At 35.5% G+C, this 17,027-nt stretch carries 11 protein-coding genes and 1 pseudogene; 3 read left to right on the top strand and 9 right to left on the bottom strand.

The features are described from left to right. The first annotated feature begins 61 nt into the window (after positions 1 to 61). Positions 62 to 2,134, top strand: coding sequence for a hypothetical protein (locus ACRRVB_RS03520; RefSeq protein WP_432466598.1), 2,073 nt, complete (start codon positions 62 to 64; stop codon positions 2,132 to 2,134). A gap of 18 nt (positions 2,135 to 2,152) precedes the next feature. Here the strand turns inward: ACRRVB_RS03520 and ACRRVB_RS03515 are convergent, their stop codons facing one another. From ACRRVB_RS03515 to ACRRVB_RS03475, 9 genes are all read right to left on the bottom strand, one after another. Continuing rightward, positions 2,153 to 2,776 (bottom strand): hypothetical protein, encoded by a 624-nt coding sequence (locus ACRRVB_RS03515; protein WP_432466597.1) that lies wholly within the window; start codon positions 2,774 to 2,776, stop codon positions 2,153 to 2,155. Positions 2,777 to 2,857: 81 nt separating this feature from the next. Further along, entirely contained in the window at positions 2,858 to 3,211 is a 354-nt protein-coding gene (secG, locus tag ACRRVB_RS03510; RefSeq protein WP_432466596.1) for a preprotein translocase subunit SecG, read from the bottom strand. 2 nt (positions 3,212 to 3,213) lie between these two features. After that, entirely contained in the window at positions 3,214 to 3,849 is a 636-nt protein-coding gene (locus ACRRVB_RS03505) for a DUF8458 domain-containing protein (protein WP_432466595.1), read from the bottom strand. Between the two features lie 19 nt (positions 3,850 to 3,868). After that, positions 3,869 to 4,387, bottom strand: coding sequence for an LPS assembly lipoprotein LptE (lptE, locus tag ACRRVB_RS03500; RefSeq protein WP_432466594.1), 519 nt, complete (start codon positions 4,385 to 4,387; stop codon positions 3,869 to 3,871). Next, a complete protein-coding gene (locus ACRRVB_RS03495) occupies positions 4,374 to 5,618 on the bottom strand; it encodes a sigma-54 interaction domain-containing protein (RefSeq protein ID WP_432466593.1) in 1,245 nt (414 codons plus the stop codon). The genes lptE and ACRRVB_RS03495 overlap by 14 nt, the downstream gene beginning before the upstream one ends. Before the next feature lie 4 nt (positions 5,619 to 5,622). Beyond that, positions 5,623 to 7,074, bottom strand: a complete 1,452-nt coding sequence (gene miaB, locus ACRRVB_RS03490; protein WP_432466592.1) for a tRNA (N6-isopentenyl adenosine(37)-C2)-methylthiotransferase MiaB — start codon at positions 7,072 to 7,074, stop codon at positions 5,623 to 5,625. A 124-nt stretch (positions 7,075 to 7,198) separates the two neighbouring features. Continuing rightward, positions 7,199 to 9,205, bottom strand: coding sequence for an acetate--CoA ligase (gene acs, locus ACRRVB_RS03485; protein ID WP_432466591.1), 2,007 nt, complete (start codon positions 9,203 to 9,205; stop codon positions 7,199 to 7,201). 92 nt (positions 9,206 to 9,297) lie between these two features. Continuing rightward, the gene (mfd, locus tag ACRRVB_RS03480) at positions 9,298 to 12,567 is read right to left on the bottom strand and encodes a transcription-repair coupling factor (RefSeq protein WP_432466590.1); all 3,270 of its coding nucleotides are present in this window, start codon (positions 12,565 to 12,567) and stop codon (positions 9,298 to 9,300) included. A gap of 623 nt (positions 12,568 to 13,190) precedes the next feature. Continuing rightward, positions 13,191 to 14,282 (bottom strand): ankyrin repeat domain-containing protein, encoded by a 1,092-nt coding sequence (locus tag ACRRVB_RS03475; RefSeq protein ID WP_432466589.1) that lies wholly within the window; start codon positions 14,280 to 14,282, stop codon positions 13,191 to 13,193. A gap of 1,209 nt (positions 14,283 to 15,491) precedes the next feature. On the opposite strand from ACRRVB_RS03475, the pseudogene ACRRVB_RS03470 reads away from it, so the two are divergent. Then, a pseudogene (locus tag ACRRVB_RS03470) lies at positions 15,492 to 15,638 on the top strand (IS256 family transposase); the annotation flags it as partial. A gap of 488 nt (positions 15,639 to 16,126) precedes the next feature. Continuing rightward, positions 16,127 to 16,807, top strand: coding sequence for an IS110 family transposase (locus tag ACRRVB_RS03465; RefSeq protein WP_432466587.1), 681 nt, complete (start codon positions 16,127 to 16,129; stop codon positions 16,805 to 16,807). The last annotated feature ends 220 nt before the right edge of the window (positions 16,808 to 17,027 follow it).

Genomic DNA, 17,027 nt, shown 5'->3' with positions numbered 1-17,027 from the left:
TTTTGAGTAGTTTAGTATAATACTTGCGTTTTAGATGGTTGTTTATAGCTAAAAAATTACAATGTTCTTTCGTGCCCTACCTTTTATTTTAGTATGCATGTTTTTATTATTGAAGTCTTCTTTTAAGAAAGAAGAATCGGTAAAAATTAAGCCAAATAATGCGATTATAGGATTTACAGCATGCTATGTTATACTGACTACTATATTGACTTATATAAGTGTCGGTTTTGTCTATTGGTATCTACTTCAATTTGTTACAGCTCTTTCGCTCATAAGTTATGCACTCGATTCCCATAAAAAAAGACCATCCGTCACAATGGGTCGAATTTGGTTGTTAAGTGTACTTTTTTGTCTTCCTGTAAATGTGCTTTGGCATTGGTCGGGGACGCTACACGCTTCATTGGCTTTTACATTGGCCTTATCTGTAGCCCATTTGACTGTAACTTTATTTATCTTACCCTTGTGTATAAGTGGACGGCTCGTAGCCTTTATGTTATTGGTGATTGTTTACGCCATATATTGTAAAGGTATGGAGCTACTATTATTGGAATCATCTAATTTTTTAATGTCTTTGGTCGGCTTAAGCTTAATACTTTTTTTCATTATTGTTTATCAAAAACGTAAATTAGCTGATTATACAGATTATGGAAATTATTTAAAGCAAAAAATAAAAGAAAAACAAATTAAAGAACAGGTAATAAAAGAAACTGAATTTTCTTTATCTTCTGATCTAGAAACGATTTATAATCATCCAAAAGAAGCGCACGTTGTTATAGATCAAATGATGAAAGAGGTAACAAAACTTATTGCCTATTTAGACAATAGGCCAATTTATAAGGAAGATTTAAATCTGATTATAAATAATTTTGTTATTTGGGACATTTTTTTAAAGCAACGAGCTAGATCTAGAAATAATATTATCTTGATACCAACCAAAGTTAGCTTTGATGAACTCATTCAAAAACTAGAGGTTGCATTAAAATTGGAATGTAAGGAGCATACTATTCCAAAGTTGGTAATAGAGTCTAAAGATGATAAACTGTCTAAAGAAATCATATGTGATGCAAACCAGATAATTTGCTTATTGACACCTATTGTATTAAGCATGGCTGGTTTAGATACTTCAAAAAATCGTTTTGTAAGTATTGAATTGTATGCTACTTATTTAGAATATGCCTTAACAACATTTTCTAAAGACCAATCAGATGTGCAGTTTCCTGCTATAGCCCTAGTAATTGGTCATGCCGCTATTCCTCAAGAAGCGTTACCTAAAATTAAAGATTGTTATCAACATATTACGGAAAATAGTCAGTGTAATTGGCATAGTGTGGTACAAAAAGAATCAGAATGGACCAATATGGAAAAGCGTAATATACAGCAGGTTGTTCGTACCCATTATGGTTATTTACAGTTTCCAACTACTCCTAAAAAACCTATGCTTGTAGTACTTCCTTGTAACGTAGCTGCTGTGCGGGATAAAATGATTGCTAGTATAATACCTTCAAGTACTTCTATTAGCTCAAGGGAACTCAAAACATCTATGGTCGTTTTAAAAAAAGCTTATAACAGTCTTGGCACAGTGGCTGATATGCGTCCCACTGTATTAGATGAACTTTTTTTATTGATAAGGCGTTGTTATGGTTTTAGGCGTCATGCATCAGGACAATTATTCTATGTCCGTGCATTAGGTATTGCTGAATTGGTAGCAAAGTGGGTGCCTTATCAACCTAAACCAGTTTATTTTAGTTTGCTCTATGGCTTAGTACGTTATGCAGGCTTGCCACTTCCTTATGTTAAAGCCAATTATAGCGTAGACGTCTATTCTTTTATAGAAAATATTATGGCTGTCAATAAACGTCAAGATATGGAACCATGTGGGCTTTATGTGGGTAACCGCCTTAAACGGGTCATTAATAGAGAACAACTCTTTATCCCTTGTATTAAATTTGCTGAACGACTTTATGATTTACGTCATGCCAAAGGCTATGTTTCTTTGGACGAAGTAAAGCATATGGCTCAAGAAACGCTTAGAATAGATATTGAACTTGGGAAAAAGTATTTAAATGCAAATATCGTAGAAGAATTAGTAGAGGCAGCCAATCAGGCACTCCAAACTTGTAAAGGTATATGCTAGATGGAGGCTAATTTTTTATTAGCCCAGTAAGTTGTAATGGATCTTTAATGCAAGTTGCTTAGGCCTATACTTTTCATCTCCATTCGTTAGCTCAGGGCTTATAGACTTTTTGGCTAGGCTTGATCGCCCCAATTCAAAATCAATATCTATTAAAAAATGGCCTAAAACTATCCCTATGCCTAGTATATAGCCATTGATCTTTTCTTTATAGATTTCTATCAGCTGGTTGCCTTTAAATTCTCCATCGTTTTCTCCCACAGGCATTCGAAAAATAAGACCAATATGAGGACGGAATAGATTAAAAATAGGGATGCCAATGGTTAAAGGTGCCTGAATATATTTCAAGTAATTACGATCTGATTTATTCAATAGTTTATAGGAATCTAATACAAACCATCCATCTAGTTTAGCATATAAAACCCAAAGATCTAACTGTGCAAACCATCCTATCTGTAGTGCTATATTGTCTATAGAAGTTTTTAAACTTGTTTTTTTTAAATTCAGGGTAGTGTAAAATCCAGCTATACCCAAAGATGGCCCTGTAGCCAACCCAACAGCTTTTGATGGATATGCCACGGATGTGTAGGCCAGAAAAAAAAAGCCTAACATATATTTTTTTAGGTTCATTCCTTTTATGTCCATAATTATTTTTACTGTCAAAAACAATACCCACTTTTTATACCTTTACCATTAACGCTAAGGAGAGGAAGCTGTTGTATTAGATCAAGATGGCTGATTTCCCTGAGTAGTAGTTACTTCATCAGTATCACTTGGCGAAATGACGCCATTTAATGCTTCTTCGCTCTGCACTTTGGCTAAATTAGGACTTCTATTCAATAATGGTGCATTTTTGAGAAAAATAGAAGATAGTAGCGTTAAAAAAAGCAATAGGCCTACTAGTACCCAAGTAGATTTTTCTAAAAAATCTGCTTTTTGATTGATTCCAATGCGCTGTATAGAAGCTGCGCTTCCACCTGAAGGAGTGATGCGTTCTTTAGGTTCTTGCAGTAAAATAACACCAATCAAGAGGATGGCTATGATAATAATAAATATAGTAAGCAGATTGAATATAGACATAGCTAAAGATCATTTTTTAAGCTAGAGATGATACCCTCAATATACGATTTTTTTTCAGGATGCTTTGCCATTAAATGGTTATAAATTTCAATGGCACGTTTGTATTTTTTTTGTTGGACCATTATGTTAGCTAATGTTTCTGTTGCAAAACGATCATCTAAAGTAGTGGCTTGTGCACAAAGATCTATACAGCTTTCCTCTTTTAGTGGTGTGACTTCTACAAAAGGATCAAACTGTAAATTTTTATTTAAAATTGTATCAATAACAGAGAACTGCTTAATGCTATTTTCATTTGTACTCTTTTTAAGCGACTTTTTAGCAATGATTTCTAAATAGTTATTAGCGGTAGCGGCAGTTTGTTGCATACCCTTATCGTTGGCATTGCTGACTATTGGCGGTAAAGAAAGTTTGTTTTCTAACCATTTGTGCAACTGTATACGATCAATCGCATAAGTAGCAGCCCTTTGCACCACATACTTTTCTATATCTTGCTCTTTTGTATAGCTTGCTTTGGCAAGCAGTGCATGGGCTAAGTAAAAGTAAGGGTAGCCTTGTATAAGGGCTTCTAAATCCGGTATATCTGCTGGCGAAAGGGTTCCAGGATGTACCAATAATTTTAATAGTTTTTGAACTTGCATGGTAAAAACAATTTGAAATTTACCAATTATTTCCTATGGATTTGTTACAAATATCATCCACTAGTTTAAGAAAAATCTCTTTAATCAATTGATTTTCTTTTTCATCCTGATTTTCAGTAGAAAGGATATCAGAACTGGCTGAAAATTGTTTTTTATGAAAAGAGGATGTTTCATCAAAAGTATTCACGCAAGAAACTTCTACGGTTATGGTTAGGCGTTGTATTTCCTTAGGATTATCTTTATCCTCACTTTTGGTACTGAAGGTTGTATGATATGAAAAGGACTTAATCACTCCTTCGTACTGTATGTCACCATCTTTATCTTGTTTGGTTAAGGAAGTTAGGCGTAATATTTTTACTTCAAGTGCTTCTGTAAGCTTTTTGGGTAAATCTGTTGGGCCATCTGATGTCTCTGTATAAAACTCCTGAATAGAAACAGTTTGTATATCACCAGGGAGTGAAACCCCTGAGAAAGTAAAAAGACCACAACCATTCAGCCAAAATAAGCTAAAAAGCAAGTATAAGCTACGGTTTAACATCGAACTCTTCAATCTCATATTGTTTAATTTTTCGATAAAGCGTTCTTTCAGAAATCCCTAAATCATCTGCTGCATTTTTACGATTTCCATGGTTTTTTTGCAGAGATCTACGAATTAAAGCCTGCTCTTGGGCTTCAATGGATAGGTTTTCTGTTTTATCAGATGCGCCTATGCAATTTAGGCGATCTTCTTTAAAAGATTGTGCTATTTCTAATAGATGGATCTGTTTGGCTATATTTTTTGGATCATTATGGGTGCTGAATAGGCGTGTATCTTCTTTTATAATGGGGTGGTTTATAGGGCTAGACTCCATTAAATTAAACATTAACCCTTTTAATTCTGCGATATCTCTTTTCAAATCAAATAAAATAGGGTAAATATATTCTTTTTCAAGTAGCTCATTATTGTTCCATTTTTTATAAAGTACGGGTAAGGTATGGTTTTGTACTTTTGGTAAATACTTTTCCAATACCTGTGGTGTAACCATTACTACCTCTTCAAGAAGTGCCATTTGTTCTACAATATTTTTTAATTGACGGATATTACCTGGAAAGGGATAGGTACATAAAATATTTTTTACTTCGGTACTGATTTCTAATGGTTTAGTACGATACTTAGTAGCAAAGTCACTAGAAAATTTGTGGAACAATTGTATAATGTCTGCACCTCGTTCACGCAGAGGAGGTATGTTAATGGGAACAGTATTGAGCCTGTAATACAAATCTTCTCGGAATTTATTGTGTTGAATGGCATCGACTAAGTTTACATGGGTAGCAGCCACTACACGCACTTTGGTTTTTTGTACACTAGAGCCACCTACTTTTATATATTCTCCATATTCTAATACCCGTAAAAGTCTGGTTTGGGTACCCAAAGGCATTTCACCTATTTCATCTAGAAAAATGGTACCCCCATTTGCTTCTTCAAAATAGCCTTTTCGGCTTTCTAATGCACCCGTAAAGGCACCTTTTTCATGGCCAAAAAGTTCAGCGTCTATTGTGCCTTCTGGAATAGCGCCACAGTTAATAGCTATACATTTACCATGTCGGCAGGGACTTAGTCCATGAATAATTTTTGAAAAAGATTCCTTTCCAGTACCACTTTCACCCATAATTAAAACAGATAAGTCAGTAGGAGCTACCTGCATGGCTACCTCAACCGCTCTATTCAACAATGGTGCATTGCCAATAATATTAAACCGTTGCTTGATGTATTGAAGATCTTCTTTCATAATCTTATGGAGATACTACTGTGCCAAATAAAGTAGCTGCATTGCAATTGGTAATGTGTACATCTACATAACTACCTATTGTATGATTCCCTTTAGGGAAGACAACAATCTTATTTTGACTGGTTCTACCTTGCAAAAATGCTTCTGATTTCTTAGAAGGTTTTTCAATCAATACTTGATGAACCTGATCTATGCTTTTTTGATTGTGCATTAACCCATGTGCACGTTGCTTGGCTATGATTTCACTTAATCTACGCTTTTTAATGGTTTCTGGTACATCATCTGGGTATTTTCTAGCGGCCAATGTACCTGGCCGCTGGGAATAATAAAACATAAAAGAAAAATCATATTGCACTTCATCCATTAAAGAGAGTGTATCGTCATGTTCTTTTTCTGTTTCGGAGCAAAATCCTGCAATCATATCAGAAGAGATGGCGCAAGATGGACCTAAAATAGTTCTAATGGCCTGAATTCTTTCAAGATACCATGCTCGATCATAGGTGCGGTTCATAAGCGCTAAGATGCGGCTATTGCCGCTTTGCACAGGAAGGTGAATGTGCTTACAGATATTGGGATAACGTTTCATGGTATACAACACTTCATCGGTCATATCTTTGGGATGAGAGGTAGAAAAACGTACCCTTAAAGTGGGATCAATTTCAGCTACCATGGCTAGTAATTGGAAAAAGTGGATCACCTTATCATTGGTTCTATTTGATAGTGGGTCAGTAGCTGATGCAGTAGATGGATCCCAGCTATAGGAATCTACATTTTGCCCCAAAAGCGTAATTTCTTTATAGCCTGCTTCAAATAATTTTTTAGCTTCTTGGACTATAGAATAGGGATCTCTGCTTCGTTCACGCCCTCGGGTAAAGGGAACAATACAAAAAGAACACATATTGTTGCATCCCCTCATAATAGATATAAAGGCGGTTACCCCACTGGAGTGTAACCGAATAGGAGCAATATCGGCATAGGTTTCTTCTTTAGATAGAAAAGTGTTGACTGCCTTATAGCCTTGATCTACCTGACTAATAAGTCGGGGAAGATCTCTGTAGGCATCTGGACCTGCTACCAAGTCAACTACTTTTTCTTCTTCTAGCAATTGCGTTTTAAGCCGTTCTGCCATACAGCCTAATATACCTACAATAAGATCTGGTTGGTTTATTTTTTGTTGGTTAAAAACCAATAGTCTATTGCGAATGGTCTGTTCTGCTTTATCCCGAATGGCACATGTGTTGATGAGAATAAGGTCTGCTTCATGGTGCTGATCTGTAAAGACAAAACCTTGTTGCGCCATAATAGAAGCTACAATTTCACTATCTGAAAAGTTCATTTGACAGCCGTAGCTTTCTATATATAGCTTTCTAGGTAACCCAGGATTGTGCCTACTAAGCGGTTTGGATAGGCTTTTTTTGGCAGAACAATTTGTAGAGATAAATGTGTTTTGTTCCATGTGTATAGAATCGTGTTGCTATATAATATAATAATCTATCGCAAGCCTTTTGAGTAGCATAGGTGACAATTTGGTAAAAGCTATATAAAAATACAAAATAGATAGGATTGCCCCTATGGGGCAGTTACAACATCTTAGCCTTATTTAAAATGAGTCCGCGAAGCTGGTCAATACTATTTGGGTCCACTAGTGTGGAGGTGTCACCTAAATGGCCTTCTTGTCGTACTATTTTTCTGAGCAGTCGACGCATTATTTTGCCAGAACCCACTTTAGGAAGCGCCGGTACAGGTTGTATCAGATCTGGAACCGCAAAGGCTCCTATTTGGTTTCGAATGATTGATTTGATCTCAGATTCCATTATCTCATTGTATAGCTGTTCTTGTTTTAAGACAATAAAACAATGGATGGATTCACCTTTTATAGCATGTAAGGCCGATACGGCAGCTGCTTCTGCTACCGAGGGATGTTGCATCAATACGGATTCAATTTCAGCGGTTGATATCAAGTGACCGGAACAATTCAGCATATCATCTGTTCTACCTGTTATCCAAAAATAGCCATCTGCATCACGTTGTGCACCATCTCCTGTATAGTAATATCCATGGTATGGCTCAAAGTAGGTAGCTTGAAACCGCTGATGATCTCCATCAATGGTCCGTGCCATTCCTGGCCAGGGATTTTTGATTACCAGATGGCCTTTTCCTCTACCTATAATTTCAATACCATCTTCATCAACGATCGTGGCCACAATGCCCCAAAAGGGAAGTGTAGCAGAGCCAGGCTTCAATGGTGTAGATCCAGGAAGTGGACAAATAATGGGTGCGCCTGTTTCTGTTTGCCAAAAGGTATCAATGATGGGACAGCGACTTGATCCTACTACTTCGTAAAACCAGCGCCAAGATGAAGGATCAATAGGTTCCCCTACTGAACCCAGTATGCGCAAGGAGGCTCTACTATATTTTGTTACATATGAAACAGGTAGTTGCATAAGGGTTCGAATGGCTGTAGGGGCTGTATAAAATGTCGTTACTTTATACCGATCAATCAAATCCCAAAAGCGCCCTCCATCTGGATAGGTTGGAATGCCGTCGAATACAACAGAAGTGCTTTTACAGGCCAGTGCACCGTAAACATTAAAAGTATGACCTGTAATCCAGCCTAAATCTCCAGAGCAGAAAAATATATCTTCTGGATGGTAGTCAAAGACATATTTGAATACCGTTGCCGTATACAACAGGTATCCACCAGTTGTATGGAGTACCCCTTTTGGTTTGCCAGTGGAACCACTTGTATAAAGTATAAAGAGCGGATCTTCCCCATCCACCCACTCAGGTGCACATACTTCTGAGGCAGATGCCATCAATCTTTCCCAAGCGCAATCTATGGCATCATCCCAAGGAATCTCAGGTATTTGTTGGGTAGTGTGCAAGTGCTTCAACATGATACAATGGCTTACTGGGTGGCCAGCCCCCTTGCATTGCATCAATGCTTGGGTGGCAATCGACTTCAGTGCAATAAACTTTGTGCCCCTAAATGTTCCGTCCGCTGTTATCAAGAGTTTTGCTTGTGCCGCTATGATCCGTTCTGCTAGTGCGTTTGCTGAGAATCCTGCAAATACAACAACGTGGACCGCACCAATCCGCGCACAACTTAACATAGCTACTATCGCCTCTATGGTATTTGGCATATAAATGGCTACCCGGTCTCCCTTTTTTATCCCTAGACCTTTTAAAACATTGGCACATTTACAAATAGCCTTTAGCAGGGCTTGGTAGGTGATTTGCTTTTGTTCACCTGGCTCATTTCCTTCCCAATAATAGGCAATCTTATCTCCATAGCCATCCTGAATCGTTTTGTCTACCAGGTTATAACAAATGTTGGTAGTAGCCCCTTCCATCCATTTTATAAAAATATTTCCTTTGTTTAAGTCAAAATTGTAGTTAAGGAATGGACCTGCCGGTTTGGTTTTCCAAAAAAAATCTGTAGCTATTTTTTCCCAAAACTTTACCGGATCTTTAATCGAAGCGTTATATATTTCTAGATATTCATCCAACGATGCAATATAGGCTCTTTTTTGAATGGCATCAGAAGGAAGGTAGATTGGTTTTGAATCTGTTGTAGGGCTTTTCATACTTTAAAAATTCTTCTATCGATGTGTAAAGTAGTCAATCCAAATTAAGGTAATAAAATGATTGATTGTTGTTTTTTCAGTCCACTATAATTTTAAAGAATGGCTATAGTAGCCAGTAGATTTCTTGCTGCAAGGACACTATGCAAATCTGCAGTAATCGTCAGGATCAAGTTTTGTCCCGTTTTTTTTAATTGACAATGCGTTGGACGTTCTTGTATATAGTGCATAATACTTTCCCATGTATTCAAATTTCTTTTTTGAAAATCAACTCCTAAGTAGCAATGTAGAGATTGGCCTTTGAATAAAATTTTTTGAAAGCCAATTCGTTCTGCTTCCCATCGCAGTTGTATCGTTTCCAATAGGGTCTCTGTAGGGCTAGGCAATGGACCAAATCTATCGATTAACTCTTCTTTAAATTCGGTTAATTGATCGATATTTTTAAGTTCATTCAGCCTAGTGTAAAGTGTGATCCGTTGGGTGGTACTAGCGACATATTCAGGTGGTAAGTGTGCTTCACAGTCTGTTTCAACGGAGCATTCGTTGTATAGCTTTTTGGTTTCTTGGGGAAACAATGTTTTAAAATCACTATGTTTCACCTCTTCTACCGTTTCTTTTAATATTTTACAATAGGTATCGAAACCAATATCTGCTATAAAGCCACTTTGTGCTGCACCCAATAAGTCCCCTGCGCCACGTATGTCTAGATCCTTCATAGCCACTTTAAAGCCATCTCCTAATGCAGAATATTCTTCTAATGCAGCCAGTCGTAGTTTTGCTTCTGGCGTAAGGGTTGTATCTTCTGGAATCAATAAATGGCAAAAAGCTTGCACATTAGAACGACCTACTCTTCCACGCATTTGATGTAAATCAGCAAGACCAAAAAGATGGCTATCATTGATGATAATGGTATTCACGTTAGGTATATCCATTCCAGATTCTATAATATTGGTAGCTATTAGTATGTCGTAACGGCCTACCATAAACTGTAGTATTTTTTCCTCTAGCATCGATCCGGCCATTTGACCATGGGCTATACAGATGCGTGCGGTCGGCAGTAAGTCTGATAAATTTTGCGCTATAGTTTGGATATTGCTTACCCTATTGTGCACAAAAAAAATTTGTCCTCCACGGGCCATTTCATCTTCTATGGCTTCTTGAATGATTTTAAAATCGAAGCGGTGTACCTTTGTTTGGATAGCTAGTCTATGGTTAGGAGGCGTACTCAGTATACTTAAATCTCTAGCGCCCATCAGTGAAAAATGAAGGGTGCGTGGAATAGGTGTAGCCGTTAAAGTGAGGGTGTCTACATTCAAGCGGATTTTTTTCAATTTTTCTTTTGCACTTACACCAAATTTTTGTTCTTCGTCGATAATCAACAACCCTAAATCTTTAAATTGTACACTATTCGTCAGCAGTTTGTGTGTACCAATAAGAATATCCACCTTTCCAGAAGCAGTATCGGCAACCGTTTGCTGAATTTCTTGTTTCGTTTTAAACCGGTTGATGTAACCAACGTGAACGGGTAAATTGGAGAGTCTATTGATAAAAGAGTTATAGTGTTGTAGTGCTAAAATAGTAGTGGGCACCAGTACAGCCACTTGCTTGCCATTTGCTGCGGCTTTAAAAGCCGCACGAATGGCTATTTCTGTTTTGCCAAATCCTACATCGCCACACACCAGTCGATCCATAGGAGTGGGGCGTTCCATGTCTTGCTTCACTGCATCAATGGCTATGGCTTGATCGGGCGTTTCTTCATAACAGAAAGAAGCCGCTAGTGCACCATCTAGTAGCGTATCTTTCCCAAAAGCAAACCCTTTCGTTTTTTTTCGTTCTGCATAGAGTGTAATGAGTTCTTTGGCAATGTCTTTGATCTGTTTTTTAACACTGTTTTTTTTACGTTGCCAGGCAGAAGTCCCTAATGTATGCATATGAGGTGTTGTGCCATCCTTGCTGCTATATTTGCTGATTTTATATAGTTCTTGTACGTTTACGTAGACCATATCATTATTTTTATAAATCAGTCGGATGGCTTCTTGCTTCTGTGTATGGATGTTTAATGCATGTAATCCAGAAAATCGGCCAATGCCATAGTCACTATGTACCACATAGTCACCAATTTCTAGTTTTCTGCATGCATCGGTTAGTAAAGTTTCCGTTGTAGTAGGGGGGATGGGTGGTTGGTACCTATAGTATCTATTAAAAATTTGATGATCACTATAGCAGACTATTTGGGCTGTATGGTCTATATATCCTTCCCGTAAACTGAGCAGCAATGGTGTAAAAGTTGCTTTTTCTTCCAAAATAGACTTTAATCGTGCAAGTTGTCCTGCAGAAGCCGCTGTAATACATACCTGGTAGCCTTGCTGATTTTTTTTATTGAGGTCATCTGCTAGAAGGTTAAATTTTTGTTGAAAAATAGGTTGTTGTGCAGCATCGTAGTGTAGTATAAGATCGTTATCTGCCGCAACAGATGCGACCGACCCAAATAAAATTTGATGAAAGGGTAGAATAGATGCTGTAAAACTTTCTATGGTTTCTAGGGTATGGGAGGGGACTGATGCAGTATTGGGGCCAGATAGTTGTTCCCATATTTTTGCTTTGTTTTTTAGCCAAATGGCGCTACCTACTGGTAGACAAGCTGAAAAGGAAGTGTAGCGCAATGGTTTTTCCATTGTAGTTTCTGGGTTGGATACAATCGTTGCCACATCGGTTTGTTTAAAAGATTTTTGGTCTTTGGGATCAAAAATACGGATGGTAGAAACTTGATCTCCCCATAGTTCTATTCGATAAGGAAATGATTGGTTGAGGCTATATATATCAATAATGCCGCCACGTATTGCAAATTGACCTGTCTGGTAAACAAAATCTACTTTTATAAATCCTTTTTGTTTCAGTATGCTTTCCAAGCTTTGAATAGACAGGGTTTGATCTACTTGTATATTGTAAGACATAGTGGCCACTAGGGATGGGTCTAAGATCTTTTCCAGCAGCGCGGCTATATGTGTGACGACCAATGGCGCAGATTTGCTTTCGTTTATAGCATGTATGATGGCCGATCGTTTGTGTTGAATGGTTTGCTTATCGTTGTGTTCTTCTAAACTGGGTAAGCGGAGCACAGAGCAGCTGGGCAATAGCTGGTTTAGGTCTCCATACATAGCCAGTGCTGCTTCTTTGTTTTCAACTACCACTAATTGTACATGGCCACAACTTTGTTGCAGTGCGGCAATCAATACAGCGTCTAAGCTACCCTGGATACCATTCAGATGAAAGACTTTGTTTTTTGGATCTTCTTTTAGGTAGTCCGTAAGCTTGGTGACTATTTCTTTTTTTTTGTATAGTACTATAAAATCGTTGAGCTGCAAGATTAAAATAAAAATTAATAAACGTAGAACAGTTGTTGTATATCAGCCATTTAAAATGTCTCCTATTGGTACGATTGGGCTGCAAAATAGCATGCATACACTTTATAGATTGTGCCTCATGCAAAGCTACAAATACTTTTTTAAAAAGCGTGTTGCTTTTTTATGCTTCAAGCTAAAGCCAAATATTATTTTCAAAAAAACACTATAAGAAGCACAGAAAGGAAAGAATCCATTAGAAATGTTTGGGAAAATAGAAACTTGGCTTTGGATAAACTAAACTCTAGCTGTATTACGATATTATGATAGTAAGTATGGGATGTTATATTTTCTTTACTAACTTGAGACCGTTATAATAGATTTGTTAAGTCCTAGGATAAAAAAGTTGGATTACAATTTATTAGATGGTTAACTTATATCGATAGCCTAAAAAATTAGAAAAAATAATAGTAAACATCTATTACAACGGTCTTATATTGTAGATTCGCTTCCATTAGGCCTTCTTAGAGGTTGTTCAAATTAAGTGTATCGATTTATGGGTCCATTTCTTATGATGATATTATCTAGCAAACAAATATAAATATATTTGTTTGCTAGTCAAAATATTTCTTTGTTAGTAGCTTCTATTAGCTTTTGTAAATTAGTTTAACGAGCTGTTTTACAACTTTTTCGTGACCTTTTGAGTATGCAATATCCAGTCCCCTAAGAATGTCTTCTTGTTGTAGATTTATATTAATATTATGGTGTCTACATAGCGCTTCAACAACTTTTTCTTCACCATAAAAGCATGCAATATACAGTGCGCTAGAAAGATCTTCCGGTTCTATGTTTACATAAATATCATGGGCGTTAAGTAGCTTTGCAATAACTTTTTCATAACCTTGAAATGCTGCAATATTCATTGCAGTCAAACTGTCTTTTTGTTGTAGATTTATATTAATATTATCGTATTTAAGTAGCTGTTCTACAACTTTTTCATGACCATAGAAGCATGCAGTATAGAGTGCCGTATTACCGTATTTTGTTTGATGATTTACATTAATATTATCGTATTTAAGTAGCTGTTCTACAACTTTTTCATGGCCTTTTTTGGATGCAATATGGAGTGCGGTATCACCATTTTCTGTTTGTTGATTTACATCAATATTATGGTGTTTACGTAGCTGTTCTACAACTTTTTCATGTCCATTTTCGGATGCAATATGGAGTGCGGTATCACCATTTTCTGTTTGATGATTTACATTAATATTATCGTTTTTAATTAGCTGCTCTACAACTTTTTCATGGCCTTTTTTGGATGCAACATAAAGTGCAGTACAACCATTTTCTGTTTGTTGATTTACATCAATATTATGGTGTTTACGTAGCTGCTCTACAACTTTTTCATGGCCTTTTTTGGATGCAATATAGAGTGCCGTAAAACCGTCTTCTGTTTGATGATTTACATCAATATTATCGTTTTTAATTAGCTGTTCTACAACTTTTTCATGTCCATTTTCGGATGCAAGATACAGTGCGGTATAATCTTTACTATCTTTTGAATTAATTTGGGGGTTATTTTCTAAATGTCTTAATAAGTATTTCACTACTTCTAAATTACCAGTTTCAGACGCTTTATGAAGCATGGTACGTCTTGTATTGTCTTGATAATTTATTATATTAAAACTTAATCCACCATTTATGATATTAACGGAAACTTGTGCGTCAAGTTGAATCATATTTGAAATAAATAATATAGGATCATCGTTGCCTAATGGTTTAGCTGCGAGACTCTGTAAAGTTGGAAAGTTTTGGATTCTCTGCTGAGCACCCTAATCATTTAAGCTATATCTACTGGAAAAGTTAGCACAACCAGTAGTAAGTACTAAAGATGATCCTATACCTAATCCGGAAATTAATTTGTAAATTACAATATTTTTTATATCTTTTTTATGAATAAACATGCAAATAAGTATTAATAAAATTTTAATAGGTTAAAACAAAAAATATGTTTTCATAAACATAAAGGGTATATTTATTCAAAACTCAGTCTAATCAAAAAAATACTTTTGCAAAGTTCATAAAATATTTATCAAAAACAAAATAAAATAAATATTTATTCTATTGATAAATAAATATTTTTGATCTATTTTATACATAAAAATTTATTTTTATATACAATTTAACTTAAAAATTTTTACTAAACTTTTTAACTTTAATAAATAAATTATATTAATTATATAAAAATTTTTTATATAATTAATATAATTTTTTTTTATATTTAATGTTTATTTTGTTAAAACAATGATATAAAATGGAAAAAAATAAGCTTGGTTTTTTTAATTCATCAGGAAAGGCTAAAATAATGTTAGCGTGATGAAAAGAAGATTGAATATTCAGCTAGTTATGGTCCAAGTATGTCATAATGGTTAAAACGCCTTAAAATTGGTAACCTCTGTTTTTAGAAAATCCCTACTTAGCATTTGATCCATACAAGGTTGTTAAGATTTATAAAGATCAGATACGTATCCTTAAAGATCAAAATGATACCCTAATCTAAGACCTATAGGTAATAGGACAGGTTAGAGAGACTCGCCATTGGAAAATGCTAAAGCGCTTGGACTTATTACTTAAAAAAAGTCTTATTGCATCCAATCTTAGAAATGAATCAAATAAAAAACGTTGATAACGTGCATTATTATATCTGAATCGTTTTTTTATTTTACTATATCATCAATAGCATAATATATTTCAACTAATTTTGATAGATTTAATAAGAGGTTTCTTTGGTTTTTATGGTTATTTTTCAATCCCACAAATTTAAAACACAAAAGAGCTTTTTATACTCTTTTCTTAATTTTTAATCCGAAACGTTGCGGACTTTTTCCAGCTCTTTAAATTAAAATAAGATTATTTAATACAAACGTACGACTGACGTTATTAATAACCGTAAAATTTTTCCTAATGACCAATCTGCATTAAAAGTGGTATATTTAGCCATACAGAAGGCATCGGAAAAGTGGACTATGGCTTTGCATGATTGGAGAGCCGCTATGAATCGATTCGCTATCGAATTTGAAGAAAGATTCTACTAAAAAACGGCACTTACACAAAATCATTTACAGGCTCAACTTTTATTTACAAACTCCATATTTTCAAAAGACCCGCTTATGGATATCGTTAATAATGGAACTTGTAGAAGCTGAAGGTATAGTGGACCGAAAAAACTGGACAAAGAATTATAGACTTTGTTTCCGTGATATTTCGCCTATAGGGTATTGATTTTTTAAATGTGTAATATATACATTCATAGGTTTTTGATATTTAATGCTGGAATGAAATCTGTTGTAATTGTATTTATGCATGTAATCTTTAATTCCCTGTCGTACGTTTGTATTATAAAGTTATTTTTAATTTAAAGAGCTGGAATAAGGTCGCTTCCCTGTTGGTATTAAATACCGTCTTAAACGTTCCATCCCCAGCTTTTTTCATCTTAAAACTGAATAGTTCGCCGGCCATTAAAGCCCGTGTTATGCGACGATAGTTAAAAAGATGAATCAATTTAATACAAACATCTAATAATATGCAATATATAGGCATCGATATAGCAAAGAATAGTTTTGTAGTTGCTTTCCCTAAAGGTAAAGGATATATTACGTCTACATATAAGAATGATAGGAATGGCATTACAATCTTTTTAGGTCAACTTGATAAATCATTGCATCACTGTGTGTTAGAAGCCACTGGAAATTATGATGCTTTATTAGTAGAGATGCTTCTAGAATCTGACCTATCTGTTTCAGTTATTAACCCTAAGCAAATCAAACACTTTTCTAAAGTAATGCTATCTGTAACAAAAACTGATAAGGTAGATGCTCAACTTATTGCGCTGTATGGATCAAAGATGGAGCCTAAACCCTATAAAATGGCTTCAGCAAGTATACAAGCCTTAAAGCAACAAAAAACACTTCTTGCTCAACTCAAAAAGCAACTTACCATGTCCTATAATTTGCTAGAGTCTTTTAACGTATTGCCTAAAGTAGATGATTTAGCACTAAAAATGCTGAATCAAAATATAGATTATCTGGAAGAGCAAATAGCACGATTAGAGGAAGAAAACTATAAAGAGCTCTATGAACGCATTAGTTCTATTAAAGGGATTGGTGATAGAACTACCATGGAACTTATTGTTTCCACTGGTGGAGGTAAACACTTTCAAACGGCTAAACAGTTCTCTAAATACGTTGGGTTAGCTCCTATTTAGTCGGTCCTGAAATACTGTATAATTATTTGTTAATCAGCAAATAAATGGTTAAATTTGTATTGGTTAATAACCAGTTTTAGAGTTGTTTTGTATAAAAAGCTTGCAAAATAAGGATGAAATCTAAGAAAATAAATAATAGCCTTGAGCGTTTGTTTGAGCAACGCTTATCTAGTTTTCTTAACCCGAAACATCCTTTATTCCAGTTATCTGATTCGATTAC

This window comes from Candidatus Cardinium hertigii (assembly GCF_050864855.1).
GTDB classification, from domain to species: Bacteria; Bacteroidota; Bacteroidia; order Cytophagales; family Amoebophilaceae; genus Cardinium; species Cardinium hertigii_C.
The sequence above is the reverse complement of the archived record's forward strand: the minus strand, read 5'-3'. Positions and strand labels throughout refer to the sequence as shown.

Bases quoted from the DNA above. Each gene is read 5' to 3' on its own strand.
- ACRRVB_RS03520 (WP_432466598.1), top strand. From the start codon at position 62: ATGTTCTTTCGTGCCCTACCTTTTATTTTAGTATGCATGTTTTTATTA.
- ACRRVB_RS03515 (WP_432466597.1), bottom strand. From the start codon at position 2,776: ATGGACATAAAAGGAATGAACCTAAAAAAATATATGTTAGGCTTTTTT.
- secG (WP_432466596.1), bottom strand. From the start codon at position 3,211: ATGTCTATATTCAATCTGCTTACTATATTTATTATTATCATAGCCATC.
- ACRRVB_RS03505 (WP_432466595.1), bottom strand. From the start codon at position 3,849: ATGCAAGTTCAAAAACTATTAAAATTATTGGTACATCCTGGAACCCTT.
- lptE (WP_432466594.1), bottom strand. From the start codon at position 4,387: ATGTTAAACCGTAGCTTATACTTGCTTTTTAGCTTATTTTGGCTGAAT.
- ACRRVB_RS03495 (WP_432466593.1), bottom strand. From the start codon at position 5,618: ATGAAAGAAGATCTTCAATACATCAAGCAACGGTTTAATATTATTGGC.
- miaB (WP_432466592.1), bottom strand. From the start codon at position 7,074: ATGGAACAAAACACATTTATCTCTACAAATTGTTCTGCCAAAAAAAGC.
- acs (WP_432466591.1), bottom strand. From the start codon at position 9,205: ATGAAAAGCCCTACAACAGATTCAAAACCAATCTACCTTCCTTCTGAT.
- ACRRVB_RS03475 (WP_432466589.1), bottom strand. From the start codon at position 14,282: ATGATTCAACTTGACGCACAAGTTTCCGTTAATATCATAAATGGTGGA.
- ACRRVB_RS03465 (WP_432466587.1), top strand. From the start codon at position 16,127: ATGCAATATATAGGCATCGATATAGCAAAGAATAGTTTTGTAGTTGCT.